Source organism: Pseudomonas parakoreensis (assembly GCF_021602155.1).
Taxonomy (GTDB): Bacteria; Pseudomonadota; Gammaproteobacteria; order Pseudomonadales; family Pseudomonadaceae; genus Aquipseudomonas; species Aquipseudomonas parakoreensis.
In genome coordinates, this window is record NZ_BQHY01000002.1 from 288,381 (window position 1) to 305,574 (window position 17,194).

Consider the following 17,194-nt stretch of genomic DNA (forward strand, 5'->3'; position numbering starts at 1 on the left):
CATTTAACTTTATTTTCAGTGTGGTACACTGCGTACTTTGATGGCATGTACCACAGTACGAAACGGTAGGAGTTCACATGGCCCGTGGCGGCGTAAATAAAGCAGTGGTCCAGATCGCGCGCACAGCGATTCTGGCCCGAGGCGAACACCCCAGCATCGATGCGGTACGCATTGAGCTGGGCAACACCGGCTCGAAAACCACGATCCATCGCTATCTGAAAGAGCTCGATGACGGCAGCCAACCGGTCGAAGCGTCCGCAGAACCGATCAACCATGAGCTGACGGCGCTGGTCTTACGCCTCGCCCAGCGCCTGAAAGAACAAGCACAAGAGCCCATTGAACAAGCGCGCGAGCAGTTCGAAGAGCAGCGTGAAACGCTGGAAGCGGAACTCAAGCAAGTACGCCAGGCACTCGAACAACTGGAGCAACAGCACGACATCCAAGGCGCGGCGCTGGCCAAGGAATCCGAGGCGCTGAAAGAAACCCGTTCGATGCTGCAGACCGAGCAAACCCGCAACGCGGGACTCAATCAGGCGCTGGCCGATTTCGAGTTGCGCCTGCAGGACAAGGACGAGCAGATCCGCTCGCTGGAAGAGAAACACCTGCACGCCCGCGATGCGCTTGAGCATTACCGCAACGCCACCAAAGAGCAGCGCGAGCAGGAACAGGCCCGTCACGAGGGACAGCTGCAGCAGTTGCAGATGGAATTGCGCCAGGCGCAACAAAGTGCACTGGTGCGTCAGGACGAGATCACCCAGCTGCATCGCGACAACGAACGTCTGCTCACGGAAAACCGTGGTACCCAGCGCGAACTGAGCCTGATGCAGGATCAGCTCAAGCACAGCAACCAGCGTCAGGATCAGTTGCTGGAGCAAGCCACTCGCGTCGACAACGAACGCACCCTCCTCCAGGAACGCCTGCGCGTGGCCCTGCTGGAGAGTCAGACGCTGAAACAGGATGCCGACGAACAGCGGCAGCTCAATCAGTCACTGGAGAAGGAATTGACCAAGACTCAAGCGAGTCTGGAAGACAGCTTGCGCCTGGCGGCTACCGTTGCAGCAGCGCCAGACACAGGCAAAGCGAAGGATGCTTAAGCGCCGACCGGCGTACGCATGGTGACGAACTCTTCGGCGGCCGTCGGGTGTACCCCGATTGTGTCGTCGAAGTCACGCTTGGTCGCGCCAGCCTTCAGAGCAATTGCCAGACCTTGCACGATCTCACCCGCGTCCGGGCCGACCATATGGCAGCCGAGCACTTTGTCGGTTTTGCCGTCGACCACCAGTTTCATCAGGGTTTTCTCCTGACATTCGGTCAGCGTCAGCTTCATCGGGCGGAAGCGGCTTTCGAAAATCACCACTTCGTGGCCCGCTTCCCGCGCCTCTTCTTCGGTCAAACCGACAGTGCCGATGTTCGGCAGGCTGAACACCGCCGTCGGGATCATCTTGTAATCCACCGGGCGGTATTGCTCCGGCTTGAACAAGCGCCGCGCCACCGCCATGCCTTCGGCCAGTGCCACCGGCGTCAGTTGCACCCGGCCGATGACATCACCCAACGCCAGAATCGACGGTTCGCTGGTCTGGTATTGCTCGTCGACCTTGATGAAGCCCTTGTCGGTGAGCTGCACATCGGTGTTTTCCAGACCCAGATTGTCCAGCATCGGACGGCGACCCGTGGCGTAGAACACGCAGTCGGCTTCCAGTACGCGGCCATCCTTGAGGGTCGCCTTGAGGCTGCCGTCTGGCTGTTTGTCGATGCGCGCGATGTCGGCGTTGAACTGCAGATCCATACCGCGCTTGGTCAGCTCTTCCTGCAAATGCTTGCGCACCGAGCCATCGAAACCACGCAGGAACAGATCGCCGCGATACAACAGCGTGGTGTTGGCGCCCAGGCCATGGAAAATCCCGGCAAACTCGACCGCGATGTAACCACCACCGACCACCAATACACGTTTCGGCAGTTCTTTGAGGAAGAACGCTTGATTGGAGCTGATCGCGTGTTCGTGTCCCGGAATCTCCGGAATCTGCGGCCAGCCACCCGTAGCGATCAGGATGTTTTTCGCGGTGAAGCGCTCACCGTTGACCTCGACCTCATGCGGGCCAACGATCTTCGCGTGGGCTTCGTGCAGGGTGACGCCGCTGTTGACCAGCAGGTTGCGATAAATGCCGTTGAGGCGATTGATTTCGCGGTCCTTGTTGGCGATCAGGGTCGCCCAGTCGAAACTGGCTTCACCCAGACTCCAGCCGAAACCGGACGACTGCTCGAAGTCTTCGGCGAAATGCGCGCCGTACACCAGCAGTTTCTTCGGCACGCAGCCGACGTTGACGCAGGTACCGCCCAGATAACGACTCTCGGCCACCGCCACTTTCGCGCCGAAACCGGCCGCGAAGCGCGCTGCACGTACACCGCCGGAACCGGCACCAATCACATAAAGGTCAAAATCGTAGGCCATTGCTATCTCCTCGGCAGGCCAACAGCATACCCGCCACCGTCCATTGGGCAAGCGCCGTGCGCAGCTTTTCGCCCGCCTCGGCGAAGTCGGGAAACTTCTCCAAATAATAATATTTCTTGTTTGATACTAAATCGTCGGGCTGCACCTCGTCTTTGAACCAACGGATTTTTTCCCTCGAAGACAAGGAGTCGGCTGCGATGTTCGCGCCCATTACCCGTTCCATGACCTTGACTGTCGGCTTGTTCAGCATGGCGTTGAGTCCCGATCTGCTGGCTGAAACCGACCCTGAAACAGCGCCACAATCCGCCGCCCAGGCGCTGGAACTGGACGCCACCAGCGTCAGCGCTGAAGGCCTCGGCCTCAATACCGAAAACACTCATTCCTACACCACCGGCGCGATGAGCACCGCAACGCGGCTGAACCTGTCGATCAAGGAAACCCCGCAATCGGTGTCCGTGGTCACGCGCCAGCAGATGGATGATTTCAAGCTCGGTACATTGTCCGAAGCCATGCGTCAGACCACCGGTATCGTCGTGCAACACAACGACTCGGACCGAGTCAGCTATTCGGCGCGGGGTTACCCGATCAACAATTTCCAGATCGACGGCATGCTCAACACCTTCGGGCGCATGAAGTCGGATTCGGACACCATCATCTACGACCGCATCGAAGTGGTCCGCGGCGCGACCGGCCTCACCACCGGCGCCGGTGATCCCTCCGCCACCATCAACATGGTGCGCAAACGCCCGACTGCCCAGTGGCAGACACTGGCCGGGGTCAGCGGTGGCAGCTATGACAACTATTACAGCTATGTCGACGTTGGTGGGCCGCTGGCTTTCGACGGCCGGCTGCGCGGGCGCACGGTGCTGGCCTATCGTGACAGCCAGTCGTTCCGTGACAAATACGCGCTGCAACGCGAGGTCGGCTACGGCATTCTCGAAGCTGATCTGACCGATTCCACGGTGCTAGCCGTCGGTTACGACTATCAGGACAAGCAGGTACAAGGCACCTCCTGGGGCACCGTGCCGTACTGGAACGCCAACGGCAGCAAGGCGGGCCTTGGCCGGTCGACGAACATGGCGACCTCCTGGAGTTCCTGGCCGCTGAAGGACAAGACCGCATTCGTCACCCTGGACCAGCAATTGGGTGATGGCTGGAAGTTGAAGGCCGCCTACACCCACCGCGAAAGTGATACCGACGGCAAGGTCTATTACGGCGGCAGCGGATTCCCCGAGGCCGACCGCAGCGGCATGACGGCCTACATGGGGCACATGCTTGGCACGCAGAAAATGAGCGTGTACGACTTCAACCTGTCGGGGCCGTACCAATTGTTCGGCCGCGAACACGAGATGATGTTCGGCTACGGCGAGGCGGAAAACCGCTCGACTTCGCCCTACGCCTTCAACGGCCCCCAAGCCGCCGACTACGGCAAGATCCGCGACTGGAAATACATGGGTGACATCGGCAAGTTCGCCGACACCGTTACCGGCCTGCCGGGCGCGCGCGGCATCACTCGGCAAAAGGCCGGTTACCTCGCGACCCGCCTGAGCCTGACCGATGAGCTGCATGCCGTCATCGGCAGCCGCTATGGCAGCTGGGACGAATCCAGCACCGATTACTACTATGACGCGCAGCAAAAACTGACCAGCACCGATGCCACCCATCAGCGTCAGAACGATATCTGGACGCCCTACGCCGGCCTGCTTTATGACCTGACGCCGGAGTACACGGCTTACGTGAGCTACACCGACATTTTCAAACCGCAGAGTAAACGCGACAGCAACCGCAATTACCTCGACCCCGTGGTTGGCAGCAACTACGAAGTCGGGCTCAAGGGCAGCCTGCTCGACGAACGCCTGAACCTGGCGACGGCAGTGTTCTGGAGCAAACAGGACAACGTCGCCGAGCGCGACAACTCGGTGCCCCCAGACCCGGTGAGTGGCGAGGAGTTTTTCAAGTCCGGCGGCAAGGGCAACAAGGTCAATGGCTTCGAGGCCGAGGTGTCCGGCGAAATCCTCAATGGCTGGAACATGACTGCCGGCTACACCTACACCCATTCCGTCGACGGCGAAAAACAGCGCAGCAACACCGCTCAACCGCTGAACATGCTGCGGCTGTCCACGACCTATCGCTTGCCGGGCAACTGGCACGCACTGACTGTCGGTGGCGCGGTGAACTGGCAGAGCGACGTCTATGGCGCAGCCAACCGCCCGATCGGGCGTGGCGCCAACGGCCGGATCATCACCGAACCGGCGCGGATCAATCAGCAGGCCTACAGCGTGGTCAAGCTGATGTCACGTTATGAATTCGACAAGCACCTGTCGGCATCGCTGAACGTCGATAACCTGTTCGACAAGAAGTATTACGACAACGTCGGTTTCTACAACGGCGTGTACTGGGGCGACCCGCGCACGGTGACGCTGAGCCTGGACTGGAAGCTCTGAGCGAACAGGCTCAATAAACCCCCTGTGGCGAGGGGATTCATCCCCGATGGGTCGCGTAGCGGCCTCACTCGCAAGGTGACGCGCAATGCGTCACCCAATCCCTCACCACCGCTGTTAACCCCGAGTTAATGCCGCGCTGGGACACTGTGCCCCGAGATCTGCTTCATGGACGAACGGCTCCCACGTTTTTCAGTAGGAGGCACCATGAAAACCACCACCGCCATTCTTGCCGGGCTACTCGCCCTCGGTTCCGCCAGTGCCTTTGCCGAGGGCGGCGCCGAACGCATGCGGCATTACTACGACAACTTCCCGGTCCACCCCGCGCCAAGCGAACAACCGACCGACAGCAAAGCAGCGGAACTGCAGGTTCCGGACGATCAGACCGCGCAAGTCACCGAGTCTTATCGCAACTGATTCACCGAGCAACCGATGGACCTCCGATGGCTCCGCTCTGGCCTCGGAGACGACAGTTGGGCGCCCTGTGTGGGGCGCCTTTTTTATGCCTGCAGATCCTTGATCCAGAACAGCATGCGGCCATGTTCCGGGTCGAACATGCCAGGGGCGAAGCCGAACTTTTGATAGGCGTTCTGCGCCACCGCATTGCCTTCGAGCACTTCCAGGGTGATCTTGCAGCAGCCGCGCTGGCGGGAAATCTCCTCGACCTTACGCAGCATTTTCTGGCTCAGCCCGAGGCCGCGAAATTTCGAAATCACCGCCACGTCATGAACATTGACCAGCGGTTTGCAGGCAAACGTCGAGAACCCTTCAAAGCAGTTCACCAGCCCTGCCGGCTCACCACCGACAAACGCCAGCACGCTGAACGCGTGGGGCCGGCGGGCCAGTTCTTCAGGCAGGCGACGCAGCAGCTCGGGGGCAATCGGCTGACCGCCGCCCATCGGATCTTCTGCGTAGTGATTGAGCACAATGCCGATAGCTTCGGCGTGCAGCGGATTGGTGTAGCTGGCTTGCAGCACAAGTATTTCTGCGGAATCCATTTCCATCCCCGATCAAAGCCCCGGCGTGCAAGGTGCGCACCTGAAAGGCTGCTCGACCTTAACGCGAGGCTGCCGTGGGCCACAATCGGAGAAACGCTGATAGCAAACGCCTGCAGGAGCTGCCGCTGGCTGCGATCTTTTGATTTTCCAGCGTCAGCGCCCCCAGATCAGCTCCTCGGTCCAACCCAGTTCGGCAAAATCCTGAGCACGCAAGCCGCTCTCGCCAGCGCAGAAAAACTCATCCAGCTGCGGCGGATTTACCGAGGTCGCGCTGAGCATCGCATGCACTTGCCCACGATGATGGATCTGATGCTCGAACAGGTGCGAAAGCATGCGCAGGCGACTGTCGTGCTGCGGCGTTTCCCGGGCGATGGTGACGATCCGCCCCAGATCGGCATCGCGCAGTTGCTCACAATAAGCGATCAACCGACGGTCCACGTGCGCCTGCTCTTCACGCAGCGCAGAGGCCTCGGTAAACGGCTCGTCACGTTCGAAAAACACATAGCAGTCGGGATGCGGCTCGTCACCGCGCAACTCGCGCTCCAGCGCGTCGACGTAGAACCAGTCGCACGTCAGGATGTGATTGAGCGTGAGGCGGATGCTCGGAAAAAAACTCACCCGTGGCGCTGCCAGAGCCTCAGCGTCGAGTTGGGCCCAAGCGTTGCCCAAGCGATGATTGGCCCACGCGTTCTGGTAGGCCATGGTCAATAAATGATGCGACAGCGGTTGGCTCATGTTCGCGCCCTCTGCGCTCAGGATTCGGCAAAACGCTGCAACTGCATCTCCTGCAATCGGCTGAGGGTGCGCCGGAACGGAAATTCCAGATAACCCTCGGTGTACAGCGCGTCCATCGGCACCTGCGCCTCAATGTACAGCGGGACTTTACGGTCGTAACACTCGTCGACCAAGGCGATGAAGCGACGCACGCCGTCGTCGTGCACCGACAGTTGCGGCAGTTCGCGGTCGCCGGCCACCACCTGCGCCGAGCCATCCTCGGTACCGCGAGCGATACGCCCTTCGCGCTTCTGCGCGCTGAGGTTCGGCACGTCGCTCAACAGAATAGACCGATAGCGGTCGCACAGCGCGATGAAGTCCATCGCGGCGAACGGTTGTTCGCAGAGATCGGTATAGCGGCACCAGAGCACCGATTCGCTGGCCTGCACCACGTTCAACAGGCGATGGCCGACGGCCACCGGCGCGTTGCTGGCAGGCTGCCCGGCGTTGAGCGACTGAAAGACCTGCTGCAGCGCGCTGTCCTGCCCCGGCGCGACGACAAAATACCGCTGCTGGCCCGCGCCCGGATGCAGGCGATGATCCTCGGCGCCATTCACCGCCACCACCTGCATGTGCGCCTTGATCGCGGCAATCGCCGGGACAAACCGGTCGCGGTTGAAGCCGTCGGCATACAGCTCATCCGGCGGCAAGTTGGAGGTGCAGACCACCACCACGCCTTCGTCGAACATCACCTGAAACAGCCGACCAAGGATGATCGCGTCGCCGATGTCGTTGACGAACAGCTCATCGAAACACAGCACCCGCACTTGCGCCGCCAGCTCCTTGGCCAGCGCTCGCAGCGGATCGGCGATCCCGGTCAACTGGAACGAGCGCTGGTGCACCCAGCCCATGAAATGATGAAAGTGCTGCCGTCGGGCCGGCACCCGCAGGCTCTGATAGAACTGATCCATCAACCAGGTCTTGCCGCGCCCGACCGGGCCCCACAAATACACGCCGGCGACCGAACGGGCACCGGCATGCAAGGCTTCATGGCATTTTTGCAGCGCCCAGACCGCATGTTCCTGGGCTTCATCCTGGATGAAGCCCTTGTGCTTGATCGCGTGTTGCCAGGCGCTTAGAGGAGAGTCGAAAGTCATGCGCGGCAGTATATATCCCTGCAGGAGCTGTCGAGTGCAACGAGGCTGCGATCTTTTTATTTTGTTTTTCAAGATCAAGATCAAAAGATCGCAGCCTTCGGCAGCTCCTACACAGGGGTTGTGGGGTGTCAGAGGTCGACTTTGTGTCGGGCAGCGTAGAGGCAGAGCATTTCCATGGCCAGGGTTGCCGCTGCCAGTGACGTTACGTCCGCATGATCATAGGCCGGTGCCACTTCCACCACGTCCATGCCCACCAGATTGATTCCGCGTAAGCCGCCGAGGATCTCCAGCGCCTGCAGCGTGCTCAACCCGCCACACACTGGAGTGCCGGTACCTGGAGCGAAGGCCGGATCGAGGCAGTCGATATCGAACGTCAGGTACACCGGGTGATCGCCAACCCGTGCGCGAATTGCCTCGACAATCGCCTCGCAGCCACGCCGATGTACCTGACGTGCATCAAGCACGGCAAAGCCTTGATGATCGTCATTGGTGGTGCGTAAACCGATCTGCACCGAGCGCGCCGGATCGACCAGGCCCTCCTTGGCCGCATGCCAGAACATGGTGCCGTGATCGACACGTTTGCCGCCCTCGTCCGGCCAGGTGTCGCTGTGCGCATCGAAGTGGATCAGCGACAGCGCGCCGTGTTTGCGCGCATGGGCCTTGAGCAGCGGATAGGTGATGAAGTGGTCGCCGCCAAACGTCAGCATGGCGCTGCCGGCATCAAGAATGCGTTCGGCGTGAGCCTCGATGCTTTCCGGAATGGTGTGCGGTGAACCGTAATCGAAGTCGCAATCGCCGTAGTCGATCACCGCCAGATGATCGAACGGATCGAACGCCCACGGCCAGTGCCGTTCCCAGGCGATCCCGGTGGACGCGGCGCGAATCCCCCGAGGCCCGAAACGCGCGCCCGGGCGGTTGCTGGTAGCGGTGTCGAACGGAACCCCGCTGACCGCCACGTCGACGCCGCGCAAATCACGGCTGTAGCGGCGACGCATGAAACTGGTGATCCCGGCGTAAGTGCTTTCGGCGGCAGTCCCGTACAGGCTGTCACGGGTCATGGCCTGGTCGTTGAGCATCGGCACGTCCATCGGTGTGCTCCTTTGATTATTGATGGCTACGGAAAGTGGTCCACAGACGCGTGCGCTGACGCATGTCCTTGAGGCTCATGCTGCGGTCGGCGTACAACCGATCGCGCACTTCGGCGGGTGGATAGATGTCCGGATCATTGCGCACCGCTTCGTCCACCAGCGGCGTTGCAGCCTGATTGGCGGTGGCAAAAAACAGCGTGTTGGTCAGCTCGGCGACCGATTCGGGGCGCAGCATGAATTCGATGAACGCCCGCGCCGCCTGCGGGTTCGGCGCGTCCTTGGGAATGGCCAGGTTGTCCTGCCAGATCAACGTACCTTCGCGCGGAATCCGGTAAGCGACCTCGTACGGTTTGCTGGCCTTGTGCGCCTGATCGGCAGCCATGCTCACGTCGCCGTTGTAGGTCAGTGCCAGACAGACGCTGCCATTGGCCAGGTCGTTGATCTGCCGGCCGGTGGCGACATACAGCACCGAAGGCTGGAGTTTCTGTAACAAGGTTTCGGCGGCGGCCAGATCATTCTTGTCGGTGCTGTAGGGATCTTTACCCAAGTAGTGCAACGTCAGGCCAATGACTTCCTGCGGCGAGTCGAGCACGGCAATCCCGCAGTCCTTGAGCTTGCTGGCGTACTCGGGTTTGAACAGCAGGTCGAGGCTGTTGAGTGGCACATCCGGCAGGCGTTTTTTCACCGCCTCGACGTTCAGCCCCAACCCGAGCGTGCCCCAGGTATAAGGCACGGCGTAGCGATTACCGGGATCAACGGCGGCGAGTTTTTCCAGCAGATCGGGATCAAGGTTGGCGTAACCCTTGAGGCCTTCATGCGGGATTTCCTTCAGCGCGCCTGCTGCCAAGCCGCGGGCCAGCACGCTGGACGACGGCACCACCACGTCATAACCGCTGCCACCGGTCAGCAGTTTGGTTTCCAACACCTCGGAGGTATCGAAGGTGTCGTAGCGCACATGAATGCCGGTCTCCTGCTCGAAACGCTGCAGCGTCTGCGCCGGCACGTAATCGGCCCAACTGTAGAGATTGAGGGTTTTATCCTCGGCCTGTGCTTGGATGACCACGGACAACAACAGCGCGGGAAAACACAGCTTGAATACGGGAGCCATGACGAATACCTGACCGGAGGAAGTGGTGGCAGGATGCGCCGTCGGATACATTGCAGAAATATCAAGTTTGTTAACCTGACTTTATCCGGGAGTAATGTAATGCTCGGTCAGCTTCACGACGTCGACCTGCAGTTGCTGCGCCTGTTTGTGCGGGTCGTGGAATGTGGCGGCTTCAGCGCGGCGCAAGGTGAGCTGGGCCTCAGCCAGTCGAGCATCAGTCAGCAAATGGCCAAGCTGGAAACCCGCCTCGGTTATCGCCTGTGCAGCCGGGGCAAGGGTGGTTTCAGCGTGACGCCCAAGGGCGAGCAATTGCTGATCGCAATTCGCACGCTGTTTGCGTCCATCGAGACCTTCCGCCATCAATCCAACGGCGTCGCCGGACGGTTGATCGGTGAGGTGCGGCTGGGCCTTTCCGAAGCAGTCGATCAGTCGGTGCTGCTGCGGGTGGCGGATGCGATCCGGCGCTTTCGTGAGCGCGATGAGTCGGTGCGCATCGAGTTGATCAGCGCGATGCCCGGGGAGATGGAGCGCCTGCTGCTGCAAAAGCGGCTGGACCTGGCCATCGGTTATTTCTCACAGGTGCAGAGCGCCTTCGATTACCGCGAACTGTTCAGCGAAACCCAGCATCTGTACTGCGCACAGGGACATCCGCTGTTCAGCGTCGATGCGCCGGATGACGCGGCGTTGCAGGCGTGCGACCGGGTCGATCATCCGTATCGGTTCATGCGCCGTGGCGAGCCGATTGCGGACCAGCGCTGTTCCGCGCGTTCGGAGCAGGTCGAAGGTACCCTCGCGTTCATTCTTTCCGGCAAGCACATCGATTATTTGCCCGATCACTACGCGCGGGTCTGGGAGGACAAGGGACTGCTGCGCGCGCTGCGGCCAGGGGAACTGAGTTTCGACGTGGCGTTTCATCTGGCACGGCACCGCGCGCAGGTGCCGGGGGATGCGCAGAAGGCGTTTGAGGAGGATTTGCTCGCAGCCTTTGTTTGAAGATCAAAAGATCGCAGCCTTCGGCAGCTCCTACAGGAATGCAAAATGTAGGAGCTGCCGAAGGCTGCGATCTTTTGATTTAAGGGAAAATCCTCCTCAAACCCAATAAAACCTGACCTTTCAGGCAATTTTTGCTCGTTGCCCTCGCCGCCCTCTTCCGGCATCCTGCGCCTCCATTTTCTGACCCGGCCCCGCCTCACGGCGCGCAAAACACCATGACCGCCTCTGAAAAAGTCCCGCGCAACAACGATCTGATCTACGGCCTCAACGACCGTCCGCACCTCACCGCCACGGTGTTCGCCGCACTGCAACACGTACTGGCCAGCTTCGTCGGCATCATCACCCCGACCCTGATCATGGGCGGCGCCCTCGGTCTGCAAAGTGAAATTCCGTACCTGATCAGCATGGCGCTGTTCGTTTCGGGCCTGGGCACGTTCGTTCAAGCCAAGCGTTTCGGCCCGGTCGGTTCCGGGCTGCTGTGCCTGCAAGGCACCAGTTTTTCCTTTATCAGCGTGATTCTCAGCGCCGGCTTCATGGTCAAGGCCCGGGGCGGCGGCACCGATGAAATTCTCTCGACCATTTTCGGCGTGTGCTTTTTCGCCGCGTTCATCGAAGTGGTGCTGAGCCAGTTCATCGGCAAACTGCGGATGCTGATCACTCCGGTGGTCACCGGCACCATCATCACCTTGATGGGTCTGTCGCTGATCAAAGTGGCGATGACCGACATTGCCGGCGGTTTCGGCGCGCCCGATCTGGGCGCAGCCAGCCATGTATTCCTGGCCGCTTTGGTGATCGGCACCATCGTTGTGTTGAACCGCGTTGACGTGCCGTTTCTGCGCCTGGGCGCCATCGTCATCGGCCTGACCCTCGGCTACGTGGTCGCATGGCTGATGGGCACCGTGGATTTCGCTTCAATGCCCGAAGTGCCGCTGGTCAGCGTGCCGGTGCCGTTCAAGTACGGCTTCAATTTCGACTGGGTGGCGTTCGTGCCGGTGGCGGTGATTTTCCTGGTTTCGCCCCTGGAAGCCGCTGGCGACCTGACCGCCAACTCGATGATTTCACGGCAACCGGTCAAGGGCCCGCTGTACATTCGCCGGATCAAGTCCGGTCTGCTCGCCGATGGCCTCAATTCGGCGATGGCCGCAGTATTCAACAGCATGCCGATGGTCACGTTCGCGCAGAACAACGGCGTGATCCAGTTGACCGGCGTCGCCAGCCGCTACGTGGCGTTCTTCATCGCCGGCCTGTTGGTGCTGCTGGGGCTGTTCCCGATGATCGGCGCGGTGCTGCAACTGATGCCCAAACCGGTGCTCGGCGGCGCCGAACTGGTGATGTTCGGCACCGTGGCCGTGGCCGGGATCAAGATCCTCGCCGAGGCTGGCCTGCATCGGCGCAACATGTTGATCGTGGCGATCTCCGTGGGCATGGGCCTGGGCATCGCCGCCGTACCGGAAGTGCTGCGCGAGTTGCCGCAAGCGCTGCGTAACATCTTCGAATCGCCGATCACCGTTGGTGCGTTGTGCGCTATCGTGCTGAATATCTTCCTGCCGGAAGAATTCATTGAACTGGAAGAAGACGATTTCGATCCGGAAGCGTCGATTCTGCAGGTCATGGAAAACCCCGATCTGCCGGCCAAAGCTGAACCTGCCAGCGCAGCGGCGGTCGCACAGTTGAACCGCTGACGCGACGCCATGAAAAAAGGGCTGAACCGGCAACGGTTCAGCCCTTTTCGTTGAGAGACTGTTTATGCGCCGCGTCCACGCCGTCATCCTGTCCCTGCTGCTGTTGTCCCTGAGCGCCTGCGCGCTGTTTCCCAACCGGGACCCGGTGAACATCAACGTGGTCGGCCTCGAACCGTTGCCAAGTCAGGATCTGGAAGTGCGTTTCGCGATCAAGCTGCGGGTGCAGAACCCCAATGAAACGGCCATCGATTACAACGGTATCGCCCTGGATCTGGAGGTCAACGGCCGTCCCTTGGCCTCGGGCGTCAGCGATCAGGTCGGCTCGATCCCGCGCTTCTCGGAAACCGTGGTCAGCGTGCCGGTCAGCGTTTCCGCGTTCTCGGTGCTGCGCCAGACCCTCGGCCTGAGCCAGACCCAAACCCTCGATAACCTGCCTTACGTCTTGCGCGGCAAACTCGCGGGCGGGGTGTTCGGCACCATGCGTTTTGTCGACAGCGGCAAGCTGAGTTTGCCAAAGGCCACTGCTGCGACGTGGTAAATACACAATTTTGAAACCGCTCATAAATACCTGTAGGAGCTGGCTTGCCAGCGATAGGGTCGCTCAGCCAACATCGTCGTTGCTGACAGTCCGCCATCGCTGGCAAGCCAGCTCCCACAGTTTTTTCAATCAGCCCGACGTTATGCGGTGAACCGCACACCCGGTTTCGCCCGTTCATCGACACTCAACTCAAACACATCCGGCCGCGCATAGTGGCCAACCACGTCATAGTCGTAGCGCGCCCGTACCAGTTCATCGGTATCGATCTCAGCGGTGAGCAACCCGGCCTCGCCACGCAACGGCCCGGCGAGCACATCGCCCATCGGCCCGACAATCACGCTGCCGCCGGCAATCAACGGTCGATCCGCCGGCCAATTGGCAATCTCCACGCCCAGCGCGTTCGGCGAAGCCTGCACCTGACAGGCACTGACCACAAAGCAACGGCCCTCGTGGGCGATGTGACGCATGCTGACCTGCCACATCTCACGCTCGTCCACGGTCGGCGCGCACCAGACTTCAATGCCTTTGGCGTACATCGCCGTGCGCAGCAGCGGCATCATGTTTTCCCAGCACACCACCGCACCGAGTTTACCGACCTGAGTGTCGAGCACCGGCAGCGTCGAGCCGTCGCCCTTGCCCCAGATCAGCCGTTCGGTGCCGGTCGGCATCAGCTTGCGATGCTTGGCCACAAGCCCCGCCTGCGGGTCGAAATACAGCGCCGTGCAATACAGCGTGCTGCCGGCACGCTCGATCACGCCGATCACCAGATTGGCCCCGGTGCGCGCAGACAGGCCGGCCAGTGCCTCGGTCTCGGGCCCCGGCACGTCAATGGCGTTCGCGAAATAGCGTGCGAAGGCCTCGCGCCCCTCGGGCAGGCGATAGCCCAACTGAGTGCCAAAGCCCTCGCCTTTCGGATAGCCACCGAGCAACGCTTCCGGCATCACCACCAACGCCGCGCCGGACTCGCTGATCGCGTCTTCCCAGCTGAGGATCTGTTCCAGGGTTTCACCCTTGCCACCGGGCAAGGCGCCAATCTGCAGGGCGGCGACGATTGATTTGGGCATTGCAGTCACTCCATCAGGTTCAAGTGTTGCCGATTCTGCGGCGGCGCGGGATCATGAATAAAGACCGATTCACTGCTGAATGATATGAGCCAAATGAATATCGCATCCGTCGATCTCAACCTGCTGAAAGTCTTCGAAGCCCTGCATGAGGAGTCCAGCGCCAGCCGTGCGGCGCTGCGTCTGGGCGTGACCCAATCGGCGGTCAGCGCGGCGTTGCGCCGGTTGCGTGACGTGTATGGTGATCAATTGTTCGTGCGCACCGGACGCGGTCTGGCACCGACGCTCAAGGCCAATCAACTGAAGCCGGTGGTCAGCGAGGCGCTGAACAAATGCCGGCAAAGCCTGGCGATGGTCGACCCGGCGGCCCATCACTATGACGGCCGTTCGGTGACGGTGGGCCTGTCCGATGACTTCGAAATAGCCTATGGCCGGCGCCTGATCGAAGAAATCGCCCGCTGTGCACCCAAGCTGCGGCTGATCTTCCGCCAGACCCACAGCCAGATCGTCGCTCGCGCCCTGATGGAGCGCAGCATCGACCTGGCGATCACCGCCGGCGGATTTGCCGAGCGCCTGCTCAGTCGTCTGGTATTGGGTGAAGGGGATTATGCCTGTCTGGTCGATCCGGGCAGTCTGGCGCCCGGTCAACAGGGCATCGATTTGCCGGAGTTCGTCGCCCGTGAGCACATTCTGGTGTCCTCGGGCGGCTTTATCGGCATAACTGATGAAGGTCTGGCGGCGCTGGGGCTGAGCAGGCGGGTCTGCGCCTCCACCACCCACTTTGCCGCGCTGCCGCATCTGCTCAAGGGCAGCAACGCCGTGGCAACCATCCCGACCCATGCCGCCCAGGCCATTGCCCAGCTCAGCGGACTGATGCTGCTGCCCTGCCCGCTGGCGCTGCCGCGTTACCCGATCGAACTGGGCTGGCGCACCAGCACGCAGATCGACCCGGTGGTGATCAAGGTACGTGAGGCGATTGTTGCGTGTTTCAACGCAGACTGACGGCTGTGTTACTTGTTGGCCGCCATCAGTCGATTGACCTCACTGCGCACCATGTTGGCGAATTCCGGCGGGGACATGCCATCAAGCTCGGCGCGCACCCACTCGGCCCATTTGCCCTTGCGCTTGGAGCGTTCGCCGAACAACCGCGCGGCTTCGCCTTTGGCTTTGCCCAGATTGTTCTGCCAGAGTTCGAACAGACGGGATTTCTCGTCTTCCAGCGCAGCGCGCTCGGCGAGGGATTTGTCGGCCAGATTGAAACTCATGGGGAAATACCTGCTGCGTAAAATGGCGACATCTTACACGCTCGGCGAAAATCTCCCGCGCAGGTTTTTCTTTCGCACCTAAAATCAGTGCAACTTTTCCGTCAGCGCCACACTCCATTGATCACTGTTCATCCATCTGCAAGGAGTCACCCAATGGCCCGCAAATCCCGCGTGCAAGCCGTCGAAGACCAAATCAAGGATCAGGCGTTCAGCGAACTTCAGGCTTTGATCGAAGAGTCCGACAAACTGCTCAAGAGCAGCGCCTCACTGGTGGGCGAGGAAGCCGAGACCCTGCGCGGACAAATCGCCCTGAAGCTGCAACAGGCGCTGGACTCGGTGTCCAGCGTGCGTGAACGCACCAAACCGGCGGTCGAGGCCACCGAGAGCTACATTGGCGGCCATCCGTGGCAGACCGTGGCGATTTCCGCCGGTTTTGGCCTGGTGGTGGGCTTGTTGCTCGGTCGTCGCTAAGCGACGTTTGTCAGCGCGCATTGTTCAAGGCCTGACAATAAATCTGTAGCGAGGGAGCTTGCTCCCGCTGGACTGCGCGGCAGTCCCCCTATTCTCAAGCAGACAAAGGGGGCCGCTTCGCAACCCAACGGGAGCAAGCTCCCTCGCCACATCGGTCATCTGCCCATTATTCCCCCGCCAGCGCTCGCAACTGCGCCAGCGTCTGCTCATCCAGCACGATCCCTTCGGCCATTGATCGCGCGCGCTGCAAATGCCGACGATCGCCCGGCAAACGTTTCAACCCCACGCCGTGCATCTGCCGCACCAGCTCTTCGCTGCGCTCGGCAAACGGTTGCCCGGCAGCCTTGCTCGGGTCGATGACGATCAGCAACTGCCCGGTCCACGGTGTTTTGGCCCCGGGATGGTTCGACCAGTCGAATTCGAAAGAAAAGTTCCCGCCGGTCAACGCCGCCGCCAGCAGCTCGACCATCATCGACAGCGCCGAACCTTTGTGGCCGCCAAACGGCAACAGTGCGCCGCCCTCAAGAATGGCCTTCGGATCCTGCGTCGCCTGACCCAAACCGTCCACACCCATTCCGGCAGGCAGCCGTTCGCCCTTGCGTGCGGCAATCTGCACGTCGCCGTGAGCTATGGCACTGGTCGCCAGATCGAACACGATCGGTGCTCCGCCGGCCCGGGGCGCGGCAAAGGCAATCGGGTTGGTGCCGAACAGCGGTCTGTCGGCGCCATGGGGCACCACGCAGGTCATGCTGTTGACCACGCTGAGCGCCACCAGGCCTTCCTCGGCGAACGGCTCGACGTCCGGCCAAAGCGCCGCAAAGTGATGGGAATTGCGAATCGCCAATACGGCGATCCCGGCGTTGCGCGCTTTCTCCACCAGCAGCGACCGGGCCGCCGCCAGCGCCGGCTGGGCGAAACCATTGCCGGCATCGACTCGCACAAAACCGGAGGCCACGTCCTCCACCAGCGGCACCGCCTGACCATTGACCCAGCCACTGTTGAGCGTCGAAACATACCCGGGGATACGGAACACCCCATGACTGTGCGCGCCGTCACGCTCGGCACCGGCACAATTGGCAGCCAGGGTACGGGCGACGGACGCCGACGTACCATGGCGCAGAAAAACCTTTTCAAGCAATTGCGTCAACGCTTCGAGCGAGAGTGTGGACGCAGCGAGGGAAGACAGGGGTTCGTGTGGCGCAGACATCTGAAGCTCCAGACTAATTATT

Annotated in this window: 18 protein-coding genes; 8 read left to right on the forward strand and 10 right to left on the reverse strand. The window is 61.1% G+C overall.

Features of this window, described 5'->3' with window-relative positions:
• Nucleotides 1-77 precede the first annotated feature (77 nt).
• Nucleotides 78-1,094 (forward strand): DNA-binding protein, encoded by a 1,017-nt coding sequence (locus L6D63_RS03800; protein ID WP_131670370.1) that lies wholly within the window; start codon nt 78-80, stop codon nt 1,092-1,094.
• Here the strand turns inward: L6D63_RS03800 and gorA are convergent.
• On the reverse strand, nt 1,091-2,449 hold the full coding sequence (gorA, locus tag L6D63_RS03805) for a glutathione-disulfide reductase (protein ID WP_121185323.1): 1,359 nt from the start codon (nt 2,447-2,449) through the stop codon (nt 1,091-1,093). The genes L6D63_RS03800 and gorA overlap by 4 nt on opposite strands.
• Entirely contained in the window at nt 2,433-2,660 is a 228-nt protein-coding gene (locus L6D63_RS03810; protein ID WP_047294243.1) for a hypothetical protein, read from the reverse strand. Before L6D63_RS03810 ends, gorA begins: the two co-directional genes overlap by 17 nt.
• On the opposite strand from L6D63_RS03810, the gene L6D63_RS03815 reads away from it, so the two are divergent.
• Both L6D63_RS03815 and L6D63_RS03820 read left to right on the forward strand, forming a co-directional pair.
• Nucleotides 2,647-4,893, forward strand: a complete 2,247-nt coding sequence (locus L6D63_RS03815) for a TonB-dependent siderophore receptor (protein ID WP_131670369.1) — start codon at nt 2,647-2,649, stop codon at nt 4,891-4,893. The genes L6D63_RS03810 and L6D63_RS03815 overlap by 14 nt on opposite strands.
• A gap of 204 nt (nt 4,894-5,097) precedes the next feature.
• Complete coding sequence (locus L6D63_RS03820; RefSeq protein ID WP_095666646.1) at nt 5,098-5,307, forward strand: hypothetical protein; 210 nt, start codon at nt 5,098-5,100, stop codon at nt 5,305-5,307.
• A gap of 83 nt (nt 5,308-5,390) precedes the next feature.
• Here the strand turns inward: L6D63_RS03820 and L6D63_RS03825 are convergent, their stop codons facing one another.
• The 5 genes from L6D63_RS03825 to L6D63_RS03845 form a co-directional block, all read right to left on the reverse strand.
• Nucleotides 5,391-5,888, reverse strand: a complete 498-nt coding sequence (locus L6D63_RS03825; RefSeq protein ID WP_121187753.1) for a GNAT family N-acetyltransferase — start codon at nt 5,886-5,888, stop codon at nt 5,391-5,393.
• 153 nt (nt 5,889-6,041) lie between these two features.
• A complete protein-coding gene (locus L6D63_RS03830) occupies nt 6,042-6,623 on the reverse strand; it encodes a DinB family protein (RefSeq protein ID WP_047294237.1) in 582 nt (193 codons plus the stop codon).
• A 17-nt stretch (nt 6,624-6,640) separates the two neighbouring features.
• On the reverse strand, nt 6,641-7,759 hold the full coding sequence (gene zapE, locus L6D63_RS03835; protein ID WP_121185316.1) for a cell division protein ZapE: 1,119 nt from the start codon (nt 7,757-7,759) through the stop codon (nt 6,641-6,643).
• A 128-nt stretch (nt 7,760-7,887) separates the two neighbouring features.
• Nucleotides 7,888-8,847 carry an agmatinase gene (speB, locus tag L6D63_RS03840; protein ID WP_131670368.1) on the reverse strand — a complete coding sequence of 320 codons (960 nt, stop codon included), beginning with the start codon at nt 8,845-8,847 and terminating at the stop codon, nt 7,888-7,890.
• A gap of 16 nt (nt 8,848-8,863) precedes the next feature.
• Entirely contained in the window at nt 8,864-9,955 is a 1,092-nt protein-coding gene (locus L6D63_RS03845) for a polyamine ABC transporter substrate-binding protein (protein ID WP_131670367.1), read from the reverse strand.
• Nucleotides 9,956-10,054: 99 nt separating this feature from the next.
• Here L6D63_RS03845 and L6D63_RS03850 point away from each other — a divergent pair, with 99 nt between their 5' ends.
• From L6D63_RS03850 to L6D63_RS03860, 3 genes are all read left to right on the forward strand, one after another.
• Nucleotides 10,055-10,948: a LysR family transcriptional regulator gene (locus tag L6D63_RS03850; protein WP_131670366.1), complete on the forward strand. Its 894-nt coding sequence runs from the start codon at nt 10,055-10,057 to the stop codon at nt 10,946-10,948.
• Nucleotides 10,949-11,163: 215 nt separating this feature from the next.
• A complete protein-coding gene (locus L6D63_RS03855) occupies nt 11,164-12,630 on the forward strand; it encodes a nucleobase:cation symporter-2 family protein (protein ID WP_086791097.1) in 1,467 nt (488 codons plus the stop codon).
• 64 nt (nt 12,631-12,694) lie between these two features.
• Nucleotides 12,695-13,168 carry an LEA/WHy family protein gene (locus tag L6D63_RS03860; protein WP_007966053.1) on the forward strand — a complete coding sequence of 158 codons (474 nt, stop codon included), beginning with the start codon at nt 12,695-12,697 and terminating at the stop codon, nt 13,166-13,168.
• A 140-nt stretch (nt 13,169-13,308) separates the two neighbouring features.
• Here the strand turns inward: L6D63_RS03860 and L6D63_RS03865 are convergent, their stop codons facing one another.
• Nucleotides 13,309-14,232, reverse strand: coding sequence for a carbon-nitrogen hydrolase family protein (locus L6D63_RS03865; protein ID WP_047294229.1), 924 nt, complete (start codon nt 14,230-14,232; stop codon nt 13,309-13,311).
• 84 nt (nt 14,233-14,316) lie between these two features.
• Here L6D63_RS03865 and L6D63_RS03870 point away from each other — a divergent pair, with 84 nt between their 5' ends.
• The gene (locus L6D63_RS03870; protein ID WP_047294227.1) at nt 14,317-15,231 is read left to right on the forward strand and encodes a LysR family transcriptional regulator; all 915 of its coding nucleotides are present in this window, start codon (nt 14,317-14,319) and stop codon (nt 15,229-15,231) included.
• Between the two features lie 8 nt (nt 15,232-15,239).
• Here L6D63_RS03870 and L6D63_RS03875 read toward each other — a convergent pair whose 3' ends face one another.
• Entirely contained in the window at nt 15,240-15,494 is a 255-nt protein-coding gene (locus L6D63_RS03875; protein WP_003224595.1) for a hypothetical protein, read from the reverse strand.
• A gap of 153 nt (nt 15,495-15,647) precedes the next feature.
• Here L6D63_RS03875 and L6D63_RS03880 point away from each other — a divergent pair, with 153 nt between their 5' ends.
• Nucleotides 15,648-15,965, forward strand: a complete 318-nt coding sequence (locus L6D63_RS03880; RefSeq protein WP_007961870.1) for an ElaB/YgaM/YqjD family protein — start codon at nt 15,648-15,650, stop codon at nt 15,963-15,965.
• 166 nt (nt 15,966-16,131) lie between these two features.
• Here L6D63_RS03880 and L6D63_RS03885 read toward each other — a convergent pair whose 3' ends face one another.
• Nucleotides 16,132-17,172 (reverse strand): Ldh family oxidoreductase, encoded by a 1,041-nt coding sequence (locus L6D63_RS03885; RefSeq protein WP_047294225.1) that lies wholly within the window; start codon nt 17,170-17,172, stop codon nt 16,132-16,134.
• Nucleotides 17,173-17,194 lie beyond the last annotated feature (22 nt).